The organism is Moorena sp. SIO1F2 (genome assembly GCF_010672755.1).
GTDB lineage: Bacteria > Cyanobacteriota > Cyanobacteriia > Cyanobacteriales > Coleofasciculaceae > Moorena.
This window is the reverse complement of sequence record NZ_JAAHFV010000026.1, coordinates 1-13811: the sequence shown is the minus strand read 5'-3', so window position 1 is coordinate 13811 and position 13811 is coordinate 1. Positions and strand designations below refer to the sequence as shown.

General features: G+C 44.9%; 2 protein-coding genes. Both read right to left on the bottom strand.

What is annotated here, in order from left to right; translation table 11 throughout:
- Positions 1–244 precede the first annotated feature (244 nt).
- Positions 245–3301 (bottom strand): type I polyketide synthase, encoded by a 3057-nt coding sequence (locus F6J94_RS05675; protein WP_293017304.1) that lies wholly within the window; start codon positions 3299–3301, stop codon positions 245–247.
- The gene (locus F6J94_RS05670; protein WP_293037897.1) at positions 3298–13479 is read right to left on the bottom strand and encodes a type I polyketide synthase; all 10182 of its coding nucleotides are present in this window, start codon (positions 13477–13479) and stop codon (positions 3298–3300) included. The genes F6J94_RS05675 and F6J94_RS05670 overlap by 4 nt, the downstream gene beginning before the upstream one ends.
- Positions 13480–13811: the final 332 nt, after the last annotated feature.

The window sequence follows — 13811 nt, the reverse complement described above, 5'->3', positions numbered from 1 at the left end:
CTTTAACTATTATGGCGATTAAAAAAAAATAAATAAATAAATAAATTAAATTTATTTATTTATATTAAGCAGGTGCACAAAATTAATTACACATTTTCCAAAACTCAAAGCCTTACGATGTAAGGGTTACAGAGATTGGTAGTAGGAAATTAATTTTGTTTAGGTGCTTATGAAATTACCTGATACTCGTTGAGCAAAATTTTTCCTTTGAGATAGGTTGTAGTTCCCAACCCAAATAATGGCTTTATTCTGCGTGCAATAAATCTAGATGTTGATACATAATCTCTATCTGTTGGGTGATAATTTTTTTTATTTCTGTTTCTGGACATCCGTTATCATCATATTCATCCTGGATGATAATTTCCTCTATTTCTGTTTCTGAACATCCGTTATTATATTCTTCCTGTTGGGTGATGATTTGCTCTATTTCTATTTCTGAAGATTCGTTATTAGATTCCTCTAGCAGATGTGGTCTATCAAAGCGAGTCTCATCTACCCAGTAGCGTTGTCGCTGGAAAGGATAGGTGGGGAGAGAGACTTTGCGCCGCCCTAGATAGTCTTTGTCAAAACCAAACCAATCAACCTTCACCCCTCGCACGTATAGTTCACCGAGACTCGATAGCATCTGCTGCCATTCATCCATACCCGGACGCAATGAAGGCAACCACACTCCTACACCTTCCGGCAAACATCGCCTTCCCATACCCAATAATATTGGTTTGGGTCCTATTTCCAGGAATAGATCCATTTGCCTCAAAGCTTCCATACTTTGCGAAAACCTGACTGGTTGGCGCACGTGATTTACCCAATATTTACTCGTAGCAATGCTATTGTCTGCTTTACCTCCCGTGACGTTAGATATTATTGGGATCCGCCCTTGACTGTAGGTTATTTGCTTCGCCACTGCTTCAAACTCGGCCAACATGGGTTCCATTAACGGTGAATGAAAAGCGTGGGATACTTGCAGTTGCTTTGTTTGGATTCCTCCAGCTTCTAATGTTTGTAGTAAATACTTTACTTTCTCTGCCTCCCCAGATATTACCACACTTTGGGGTCCGTTGATCGCTGCGATTGAAACACTAAAGTGTTTACTACCAACAGAAGCACTAACAGAAGCACTAAAGTGCTTACTACAAAATGCGATCGCTTCTCGCACCTGGGACTCTGACGCCATGACTGCAACCATCACGCCACCTGGGGGCAACTGTTGCATCAACCGTCCCCTGGTTGCAATGAGTTTGAGACCATCATCCAAACTCCAAATTCCCGCCACAGTTGCAGCTACATATTCACCCACGCTGTGACCCATGACTGCATCCGGTTCGATACCCCAAGATTGCCATAGTTTGCATAGAGCGTATTCTATAACAAATAGAGCTGGTTGAGTGTAAGCCGTCTGTTCCAAAACCGACTCGTCTGTTTCCGATCCGTAGAGAACTTCCAATATTGGTCTGTCCATGTAGGATGAAAGCTTTTCGGCACACTGGTCTACAGTCTTTTTAAATAACGGCTGCGTCTCGTACAATTGCCTGCCCATGTTGACATATTGAGCACCTTGACCGGTGAATAAAAAGGCTATTTTTGGTGCTGCCTCGCCGGAAAATTCCCCCGACGATATTCCCGCTACTTCCTGTCCCTTTTGGTACTCTCCCAGTTTGGCCGCTAATTCTCGTTCGTTAGAGGCTATGACTGCTAGTCTGTGGTTGAAATGGGCGCGTCCTGCGTTCGCTGTATAGCAAATGTTATCCAACTCTTCTTTCTCAGCATTGCTTCGTTCTGCTAGATATTTTTGATAACGAAGGACTAACTCCCGAAGTGCTGTTGACTTTTTCCCCGACAGCGTTAATAGATGGAAAGAGCGTTCTGTTATGTCTTCGCTACTTTTGCCTTTTGACTTTTGCCTTTCGAGTAGCGGTGCTTCTTCCAAGACTACATGAGCATTTGTGCCGCTAAAACCAAAGGAACTAACACCGGCAATGCGAGTTCCATTCGTTTGCCAAGGCATGATCTGGATCGGTACTTTTACTGGTAATTCTGACCAATTAATATAAGGATTCAGCTTTTTCAGATGCAGTAAAGGCGCTATTTTTTGATGTTGTAATTGCAGGACTACTTTAATCAAACCTGCTACGCCTGCAGCCCCCTCCAAGTGACCAATGTTCGTCTTAACTGCACCGACGAGCAAAGGTCGTTCTTGAGAGTGGTTTTTTTCAAATACGGTTCCGATCGCTCCTATTTCAATGGGGTCTCCCAAGGAAGTTCCTGTACCATGAGCTTCGATATAACTGACATTTCCCGGGTCTACTCCCCCATTTTCCAAAGCTTGACGAATAACTGCTTGCTGAGAAGGACCTTTAGGTACCGTCAAACCACTGCTATAACCATCTTGATTAATAGCTGTTCCGCGAATAACCGCCAGGATATTATCATCATCAGCTACTGCTTCTGACAAACGTTTGAGTACAATCATCCCGCATCCTTCACCACGGACGAACCCATTGGCAGAAGCATCAAAAGTCTTGGACCGACCATCTGGCGATAGCATCTGAGCCTTAGAAAAGTTAATACTCAACTCTGGAGAAACCAATTGATTCACTCCCCCAGCCAATGCTAGATTGCACTCTTTATTTCTCAAACTAGCGCAGGCTAAATGAATGGCTACCAAAGAAGATGAACAAGCTGTATTTACGGCAAAACAAGGTCCAACCAGGTCTAAAGTATAGGAAATTCGCCCAGCTGCTGCGCTGTTGATATTCCCGGTACCCATATAGGCATCAATTTTTTCCTTACCTTGACTGACTACACGTTGCATGTATTCATTACTACATATACCAATAAATACGCCCGCTTTGCTCCCCTTCAATTCTTCGGGATTTTTCCCATAATTTTCTATAGCTTCCCAAGTTACTTCTAATAATATTCTTTGTTGAGGGTCTAGACTTATCGTTTCCTTAGGAGTCAGGCTAAAAAAATCAGCATCAAACTCCTGCACGCCATCGATAAACCCTCCATAACGAGTACATATTTTGCCAGGAGTTGTCGGATCCGGGTCGTACAGATCGTCAACATTCCATCTGTCTTTTGGCACTTCAGTGATGGCATCTACTCCGTTTTCCAATAGTTCCCAGAATTTCTTTGGAGTCGATGCACCTCCGGGGAAGCGACAACCTATCCCAACAATCGCGATCGGTTCTGCTTTGTCCCTACCTTTTACTGCCTCTAGTTCGGCTTCTAACTTAGCAATCTTCTTAGAGGCCATTTCCATTAGCTTGGCGTAGCCTTGTTCCTGGTTATTGCTCATGTCATATCCTCCCAATCTGCACCTAATTGTTCTGCCAATTTTTTAGCAGTCTGTTCCAATTTTATAACCAAATCTCCCTTGTCCTCCTCTGAGACTTCGCCATCATCTAATCCCAGATCTCTTTCAACCAGTACATGCTTAAGCAAATAATCTACTAGCTTATTAACTGTCGGATAGTCGAAAGATAGCGTTGATGGCAGACCACATTCCAAACTTGTTTGCAACCTATTCCTCAACTCTACCGATGTCAATGAATCCATTCCCATACTAAAAAAGCCTTTTTCTAATGAAATTGATTCTGGATGCTTTATTCCTAGCACTCGGCCTACTTGACTGCGCACAAGCTCTACTAACATCTCTCTTCGTTGGCTGGAAACCACCTCTTTCAACTGCTGTATCAACCCTAATTTCACGGTCTCGGCAGTTGTCATAGCTGTTTGTTTCCAATCTGCCAAAAACGGCCATTGTGCCATTCGGTCTTGCCAAGCAGACCAGTCCATCTGCACTACCGCTACTTCCACACTGGCACCACTCATTAGTAACTCTAGTGACTCTAGAACCCGTTGTGGCGCGATTGGTTGGATACCTTGCTGCTGAAAACTTATATCTGCACCGCGTTCTGCTGCTTTTCCTATTTGAGAAATCGTACCCCAATGTATACTCAACCCCGGTAACCCCATACTACGACGATAATGGGCTAAACCATCTAGAAACGAATTCGCTGCCGAATGATTTCCTTGACCGGTTGAACCTAAAAGAGATGCTGTAGAAGAAAATAGTACAAAAAAGTCCAATGGTTGGTGTTGGGTCAATTTATGCAAATGCCAACTCCCTTGCACTTTCGGAGCCATCACCTTAGCAAAACTCTGCCAAGTCTGGTTTTGAAGAACTCCATCTGATAAAATCCCTGGCGCATGGATCACCCCTGCTAAAGGAATCTTTGACTGCTCTATATTGTAGAGCACTCTTGTCATAGATTCTAAATCTGACACGTCTGCTTTTTCTACTACCACCGATGCTCCTGCTTTTTCTAACTCAGTTATTTTCTTCCTCGCAGCAGCATCCGGTGTCCTGCGTCCTACCAATACTAAATGCTTGGCTCCCTTGGACACCATCCAACGGGAAACCAGTAAACCTAAACCGCCCATACCTCCTGTAATCAAGTAGCTTGCATCTCCACGGAAAGTTAAAGGCTTTTCCTTGGTGTCTACCCCTGGTTGTTCTGTTTGAGTTACCACAATCTTGCCAATATGTTTGGCTTGTTGCATGTAACGGAATGCTTCGAGGGCAGACTCTATGGGGAATAACTTTAATGGTGGTGGTTTTAGCCAACTTCGCTCGAACTTTTCTATTAACTGCTGGAACATTGATTGGATTAACTCTGGTTGTTCCCGAGCTATTTGGGTGAGATCCACTGGAAAGTATGAAATGTCTGACTTATTCCGTGTCATTTGCTCTGCTTCCCAAATATCTCGAACCGCCAGTTCCACAAACCGACCTTGGGAACTTAATACTGAGAGGCTTTTGCTAATAAATTCCCCTGATGTCAAAGAGTTTAGTACGATGTTTACTCCTTTTCCTTGAGTGCTTTCTATTATTTTGTCCGCAAACTCTACTGTGCGAGAGTTCATGACATGTTTGACACCCATTTGTCGTAGGGTTTCCCACTTGGGTGGACTAGCAGTGGCAAATACTTCCGCTCCTGCATTCTGGGCAATTTGCACTGCAGCCATCCCAGTTCCTCCTGCAGCGGCATGGATCAAAACCCGATCACCTGCTGAAATCTTAGCTAAATGATGCAAAGCATAATATGCTGTTAAAAAATTAACCGGAATCGATGCCGCTTCTGCAAAGCTGATTTTTTCTGGTTTGAGGGCGACTAAGCTCGCCTTAACGGTGATGTATTGACTAAAGCTTCCCAGAGCCATTGCCATCACCGCGTCTCCCACCTTAAACTCTTTTACCCCTGCTCCCACAGCTACTATTTCCCCTGCACAATCTCCGCCCATTATCGGAGTTCCCGGATATATATTCAAAGCTATCAGCACGTCTCGGAAATTTAGCCCCGTGACCTTAACTTTAATTTCTACTTCCCCTGCTGCTGGAGCACGCCTGGTTAATGGCTCTAAAGTTAAGTTGTCTAAACTTCCCCTCTCTGACATTACCAGTCTGAAAGGTTCTGATGGAATTTTCAGTTGTCGTGCTGCTGCTTGACGATGATGACTTGCAACTAACCGAGGTACGTAACGTTTGTCTCCTCGTAATGCCACCTGGTTTTCTATATCCTCTGACCAAATTTCATGGAACAGTACATCTGCTTGATGCTCTACTGTCTGGTTTGGGTCTAAATCTATCAGCGTGCAGTGTAAATCTGGGTGTTCCAAGCCGATCGCTTTCCCCATTCCCCAGACTGAAGATTGGCTCACTCCTGGGATTATCCCTCGATCTCCCGATAGTGTTTGAGAGCCTGACGTCGTTAACCACAACCGTGGTGTTTGGACCCATTTCCTTTTTACCAATGCTTGAACCAAAAACAAGGTGGTGCCGCACCCCAGTAAGGATAAATTAGCCAATTCCTCAGCATTCATATTTTCTGCCATTCCCGTTTCCGCTGTCCAACATTGAACCACTCCATAGAGGAACGGGTTTTTGTCGGTTATCTGAGCAATGGCTTGCTCTATATCTTCTGGGTTATTGGGGTTAATGGTAAATTCTTCTGCTGTTATTTGTTTGTATTGCTCATCTGCAAATACTAACGTACAAGAGTCTCCTACTGCTCGCAGTTGCTTTGCTAACTTTTGGGCTATCCCTTGTTTATCTGCTAGCAGCAACCAACCTTTGCGTTCTGATGCTGTTTGTGAAAACCTGGTTTTCGACCCTTGAGCCACTATCACCGTTTGTTGAGACAATATTTCCGGCATTCCCTCTATTTCCGGCATGGTGACTACTTGAGTAAAACCCATTTCACCAAGTAATTGCTTCCATGTAGTTCTACTCAACAGCGGATAGTCCGGTCGCAATTCACTATCTTGGAATCTCCACCATCCTTCCAATAATCCGAATACTAAATCCAGCCATCGTTGACAACTTGTTATTTCCAGTAATACCAACATGCCCCCTGGTGCCAGCATTTTCCGCACGTTTGTTAATGTCTGCTTCATACTCCTGGTTGCATGAAGAACATTGGCTGCAATAATCACGTCGTATTGATGAGCGTCAAATCCTTGAGTTGTCGGATCCTCCTCAATATCTAATGCTGCATAGCGCAGGAATCGATATTCCTTGAATTTCTCTTGAGCCTTACTTGTAAATAATTTCCCTATATCCGTAAACAGATATTCTGTTTGATTTGGATTTAGATGGGGCAATATATAGCTTGTCGTCCCTCCCGTTCCCGCTCCTATTTCTAACAACCTTATCCCTCGTTGTTGCGGGATCTTCTCTATTGACTTGACGATCACCTGCTGCACGATCGCGTTCATCACTTTAGCTATGGGGGTATCTTGATACAGTTGTGTTGCTGTAGTAAAATCTCCTGATGGGAATACCAGCTGCACTGGATCTTGCGTTCCCCGCAAAACCTCACTTAGTTGAGATGCACAACGATTCAGTAGAGTCAATTCTGCTACTGCATCCGGATATTGACTGATTAGAGTCTCAATTTTTTCTCCCGGCTGGACTGGGTCTAAGGTCTGTTGCATTTGCCACTCCTGCTGGGAATACTGCACTATTCCCTCAGAAGCCATTATTTCTAGCATTCGCTTGAATAGTCGTCTTTGGCTGGGAACTATACCTAACCTTTGGCTAACTGCCTCTGTAGAAAAGCAATCGCCTACCGAGTACGGCCAGTCCAGCTCCAGCAATGCTTGCACTATGTACTCTACACTTAATTCTTCTAAACTAGCAGCGCTTTGGGAGGATCTTTTCTGGTCTACTGTTGCTACTAATTCTGTCAGACTCTGACTCAACTGCTCCTCTATTTCTACCGGTTCCAGCATATCCGAGGTTGGGAGCAGTCTACCCAAACGCCCTTTTGCTCTCCATTCTACTTCGTACAAACAGTCATCAATAGATTTCGCTTCTGTTCCCAGTAGCGTTTGAGGGGTTGCCTGTTTTACTCGCAACCCTTCTACTTTCGCAACTATCTCTCCCTCTTGACTGACCAGGGTCACTTGCGTGCTGATACTTTCTGCACTTTTGACCTCAGACTCCGTTAGGGACGCGATCGCCCACAGCTCTACTCCCGAACGAGTATGTATTTCTAACTTGTCTATCCCTATTGGCAAGTAAGTTTTGTCATTGTTTGTCTCAGGCAGTAGGTGATAGGTTATCTGCAACGCTGCATCTAACAGTGCCGGATGAAACTGATACTGTCTTGCTTCTCCTTCTAGCTCTTCGGGTAATTTTATCTGCGCTAGCACTTGGTTTGGGCCAGCACTCAAACTTTTAATGCCTTGGAAACTGCTGCCGTAGTTAAGCCCTATTTCCCGACATTTTTGATAATGTTGTTTTACTTCTATGGCTTGGTTACAATCAGCCAAGTACTTTTCTATGTCTACTTTCGCTTTGCTTGTCTCTGGCGGCAGGGGTTTTATTTTCCCTGTTCCGTGGAGGTGCCATACTTCCCCTTCTTTGCTTGCACTTGACTTCTGACTGAATATTTGCCATTTGTATGTTTCTTGATCTAATGGTGTCAGTATTGTCTGAACTGAAAACTGTTCCCCTTGAGACCAACTCAATCCACGTCCAATTACTAGATCTTCTACCACGACCCTGGGAGTCTTAAATCGGTAATGAGCTGCTGACGCTGCCATTTCCAAGTAGGCTGTTGTCGGAAATAGGGCTTTATTGAATACTCTGTGGTGGCTCAGGTAGCTTGGATAGTTTTCCTCGATGTACGATTCAAAAATTTGTTGTTCCCCTGCACAATTTAATCTTTCACCTAACAGAGGGTGGCTTTTTTTCGACACATACCGTTTTTTATGGGATTTATTTAAATTTTCTATCCAATAACTTTCCCTCTGGAACGGATAAGTAGGAACTACGACTTTCCGACGCCCGTACTCTGTGTCAAACCCAAACCAATCTATTTGGGATCCCTGCACATATAGCTGTCCCAAACTTTCAAGTATCTGCTGCCATTCTGTTTTTGGGGGACGCAGCGTTGGCAACCATACTGCCTTATCTTCCCCCAAGCACTGACGCCCCATCCCCAACAGAATGGGTTTGGGTCCTATTTCTAGGAATAACTCATATCCTTGCTCCAGCAAAGTTTGCATACTGTCAGCAAACCGTACTGGTTGTCGAACATGACCGGTCCAATATGCAGCTTCCGTGATTTCATCTTCCACTTGACGTCCGCTGACATTAGATATCAGTTTTATCTGAGGCTTGCTATAGGTTACTGCTTTAGCTGCGGCTTCAAACTCACCCAGCATTGGTTCCATCATCGGGGAATGGAAAGCGTGGGACACCTGTAGTTGTTTGCTTTTGATTCCTTGTGATTCTAGGGTACTGAGGATCTGGTTTACTGCTTCCAACTCCCCAGAAATTACTATGCTTTTCGGTCCGTTGATGGCTGCGATCGCTACTCGCTCTACGTAGGGCGCGATCGCCTCTCGTACCTTGGACTCAGAAGCCATCAGGGAAACCATCGCGCCTCCACCAGGCAACTGCTGCATCAACCTGCCCCGTGCCGCAATTAATTTCAGACCATCTTCGAGACTGAAAACCCCTGCCACACAAGCTGCCACATATTCTCCCACACTGTGACCCATCACCACATCCGGTTTTATGCCCCAGGATTCCCATAACTTAGCCAAGGCATACTCAATGGCAAACAAAGCTGGTTGGGTGTAAGCAGTTTGATGCAGTACCGACTCATCCTGACTATCATCGGTTAATACTTCCAGCAGCGGGCATTCCAACTCGCCTCGCAACAGTACCTCGCAGCGATCGAGTTCCTGACGGAATACCGGTGCTGTTTCGTACAGTTCCCGTCCCATGCCAACATACTGGGACCCCTGTCCCGTAAACAGAAACGCCACTTTTGGAACCCGTTCCTCTGCTTGACCTACGATCGCCCCTGTCTCCGAGTGCAAGTCCTGCAACTGTTCCATCACTTCCGCCGATGATTCTCCCACTACAGCCAGGCGATGCTTTAGGTGCGATCGACCTGTATTTGCGGTAAAGCAAATGTCCGACAAAGCCAGTTCCGGGTTTTCCTCTAAGAAGGTTGCATATTTGCCCGCCAACTCTCCCAGGACTGTTTCTTCCTTTGCCGAAACTGTGAGTATATGCCAAGGGCGATCGGGTCTGGCCTCCTGCTTCGGTGCTAACACTGGTGCTTCTTGGACGATCGCATGCGCATTAGTGCCGCTAAATCCAAAGGAACTGACTCCTGCCAAGCGGGGCTTTTCTCGATCAATCTGTTTCCAGTCCAAGAGAGAAGTAGGTATCGCCAAAGGCAACCCATCTCCCGTGATATGGGGATTGAGCTTGTTAAAGTGCAAGTGCGGGGGTATCTGCTGGTGTTGGAGTGACAAAACCACTTTTATCAATCCAGCCATACCTGCGGCTGCCTCTGCATGCCCGATATTCGTCTTCACCGAGCCAATCATTAGGGGGTTATTTTGCGATCGCCCTTGGCCGAAAACCCCTTCTAAAGCTTTGACCTCGATCGGGTCGCCTAAAGAAGTTCCCGTACCATGAGCTTCGACATAGCTCACTTCGTGGGGTGAAACCCGCGCTTCAGACAAAGCCCTTTTGATCAGACTTTCCTGAGCCTGTCTGTTAGGTGCCGTCAAACCATTACTTGCCCCATCCTGGTTGACAGCCGAACCCCGCACTATTGCTAAGATATTGTCCCCATCTTTTATTGCTTGTTTTAAGCGCTTGAGAACCACTACCCCACAGCCCTCACTGCGGACATAGCCATCTGCGGAAGCATCAAAAGTTTTGCAACGACCATCTTGAGAAAGCATGCTGGCTTGGGAGTAAGTTATGCTCAATTCCGGAGAAAGCAGCAGATTAACACCCCCTGCCAAAGCCAGGTGACACTCATTATGCAGCAGATTTTGACAAGCCAGATGAACCGCTACTAACGAAGACGAGCAAGCCGTATCCACCGACATAGTCGTTCCTTGCAGTCCGTAGAAATAAGCTATACGACCCGCTGCCACCGATGCCGAGTTGCCAGTACTAAAGTATGCCCCAAAATCAGCAGGTTGAGTTTGCTTGACAAAGAGCAGTTCGTAGTCATGGGACATTATTCCCACAAACACCCCCACTCGCTTACCGACCAGAGATTCGGGAGCTATTCCCGCATACTCTAGCGCATGCCAACTTTCCTCAAGCAAGCAACGGTGTTGTGGGTCTGTATAGGTTGCTTCTCGCGGTGCTATATGAAAGAAACCCGCATCAAAAGAGTCCACCCGGTCTATAAAACCTCCAAACCGACTTACCATTTTGCCTGGTTTTTGCGGTTCGGGGTCAAAGTAACTGTTAACATCCCACCGACTTTGAGGCACTTCCGATATCCCGTCCTTGCCCAACCGAAGTAGCTGCCAATAATCCTCGGGACTATTTACCCCTCCAGGCAACCTACAAGCCATGCCAATTATTGCCACACCGTCCTCTGGAAGAATAGCACCGCTTTTCCTCTCCGATTTCCTCCCAGTCTTGACTTTTTGGCCAATCGCCTCTTCCTTCCCGTCTCTTCCACGAGGTCTTGTCGGTGTTAATACTTCATCTGGCAACGAAATCTCACGTCCTAACTGGTTGAAGTAACCCGCGATCGCTGCTGGCGTGCCGTAGTCGAAGAAAAATGTCGAATCCAACGAAGTTTCTAACTTCTTCTCCAGTAGACTTTTTATCTCTAGTAAATCCAAAGAGTCGAGACCCATCTCCCTGAGGGGTCGCTTATATGAGAAAGCCTCCATCCGTTTTTTCCCCAACACAGTTTTAATAGAGCGCTCTATTAAAACCCTGACATCCCCAAGCTTTTCGGTATCGTCAAGCTTATCCAGAGACTCAACTGCCGTCCACTCCGCCTTTGGAGCTTCTAGCTTCTCCTGTAGTTCGTATTTGATCAGTACCCCAAACCCTTGATTGTCCACATCCTCTGGGCGGTAGTTAGGGACAATACTAACTACTGTTGCGCCACCTTCTATATGGAACCGAGGTATTGGATCGAATATTTGACCTCTTTCATTGCGTTTTTCAATATATTCCCTGATTGAAATATGAGAATGATTTGCATAGTCCTTGCAACGAGTCACGCCTGCTACGCACTCAATCCCCTCCTTTAACTCTGCCCATTGAAGGGTGAATTGACGTAGCATATCCCCCAACCCCAAGCCTTGCCTTTCTGGATTTACATTCAAGCTCAGAAGTTGAAGCACTGGACCATCCTTTACGTGTAGTTCTGGCAAAGTTTTGAAATTTGCAGATTTTAAGCTTTCAACGCTTTTTATTCTTTGGGTGTAAATTACACCGACAACTTCTCTGTCTATTTCCAGGACCAGATGGTTACTATATCCCTCTTCTAGTCGTTGCTGAATTTCGCCAACCGACAATTGCAAATGCTCCGGCCAGCATTTTTTCTCAATATTTACCAATGCTGCAATATCTTCAGCATAGGGATGTCTAATTTTATAGGCTCTTTTCTCAAAGCAGTTTAAGGAAATACGGGTAAATGGTAAAATCTTTGGATATCTTCTCAAATATTTTGCTTTCGGAAATAGACCTACCTCAGCCGCTGCCATTAGAAAAACATCTGCTTCTACCAAATGTTGTTTTGAAAAAGCTTGACACGCATCGAAATGTAGAGATTCGCTTTCATCTAGGAATTTTTGTACCACTGAAGCAGTTAAACTGTGAACTTCTAACAGCAATAATCCATGTCTGGTCACAATGTTCGACCATCTTCCTAAATGCTCCACTAAACTTTGTACGGCAATGTGAGGAGCTATCAGTTTTCCCTCTTCGTCTACATCCACAACTTGATAATCCAACCGGGAACGCGATCCCGCCGTTTCCGTGTCTGTCGGAGGAATAAATGGGCGATCGTGATCTAAAAATGAGCGGACATGTAAAACCTTTTCTGGATCTATCCCCTCTGCCTTCAAGTCTGCTAATAATCGTTCGGGATTTCCAATATCTCCTTGAATAACCCGATGAGGAATCTCAGCTAAATTTTTATCTGTTACATTCAATGATTCCTGATTGTAATCTACTCCCACGATATAAACTGGATACTTTGTTAATACTTCCCCACGAGCAGATTTCCCTATAATTACATTGTAAATTCGCTTGAGAAGCGTTCCATCGCCGCAACCCATGTCAACTACATAGCTAGGTTGCTCTTCAAAAGGTCGTTGATTAAATATAGATATAATAATTTCTTCTGTATCCGCAAAAAATTTCTCGTGTTGAAAACCACTACCCACTACGTTTAACGTTCTATCGACATGTATTTCATGTCCCCCATCATCTCTCTGAAACACCTTATGAGGATTCCCAAATAGCAGATCGTCTATCTGTAACAACATCGGAGTATAGGATGCTGTTACCCCTAAGTTCATAGACCTCTGTGACATGAAACGACCGACGTTCGTTAAATTTATACCTTCCTTTTCCGCGATCGCCCATCCTAAATTAACAAACAGAGTCGTCAATTCTTGCTTTACCGAATCCTTCAAATCCGAAAACAGCGAACCAGACTTACCCGCAATTAACTTCTCTTTTTTCAAGGCTAACAGTATAGGAACAACTAATACTCCATCTATCAAATCACTTAACCTGGCATCATTAATATACCATCGTCGTTCCGAACGCTCAATCCAGCTTCCTATTCCCTTTTTATGTTCTCCTTTCAAATACAAATCAAAGGGGAATTTATAGAGGCTGACCATATCGTTAGGTATTTTTTTATGAATTTGACCTCTATCCCCAAACGAGTAAGCCCCCACATCATTTTTTTCTAGGATTTTTAGTGACTGTAGAAGTCTAAGGGCTACCTGCAGATGCCCGCTATTTGCCTGGAAATGCTCTACTATCTCCTCTAAATACAGTGACTGTTTCTGAGCCAGTAACTCAAATATTCCTCGTTCTCTACATGCCCAAATAACTGGTATAGCCACAAATCCATGAGCATAGCGGTTAATTAGATCTAACATTTGCTTCTCTAGCTTCCCCCAAGTCAAGTACAATTCACTTTTTCCATCTCTTCCCTTTTGCCTACTTTACTTCTACTCTCCTGCTATCCTCCTTACTCTTCCCTTTCCCTGTTTACCCCTAACGTTTACTGCTGTAACCTGCAAGACACTTGGGTTAAATCGGGAGCATGTCACAATTGCAGAACATTTGAACTAAATCTCATGCCCCCTCGTGGGTGTAAGCTTGCTCTGATGGTAGATAGTTCATTTGTTCAGCAACTTTGACCTGTTCCCACAGCAACAGATTGGTTAGTACGTGCTAGACATGCTTGGGCATGAGTTTTTTTGTAAGA

Coding starts and splice junctions, on each gene's coding strand:
- F6J94_RS05670 (WP_293037897.1), bottom strand. CDS start 13,479: ATGTTAGATCTAATTAACCGCTATGCTCATGGATTTGTGGCTATACCA.
- F6J94_RS05675 (WP_293017304.1), bottom strand. CDS start 3,301: ATGAGCAATAACCAGGAACAAGGCTACGCCAAGCTAATGGAAATGGCC.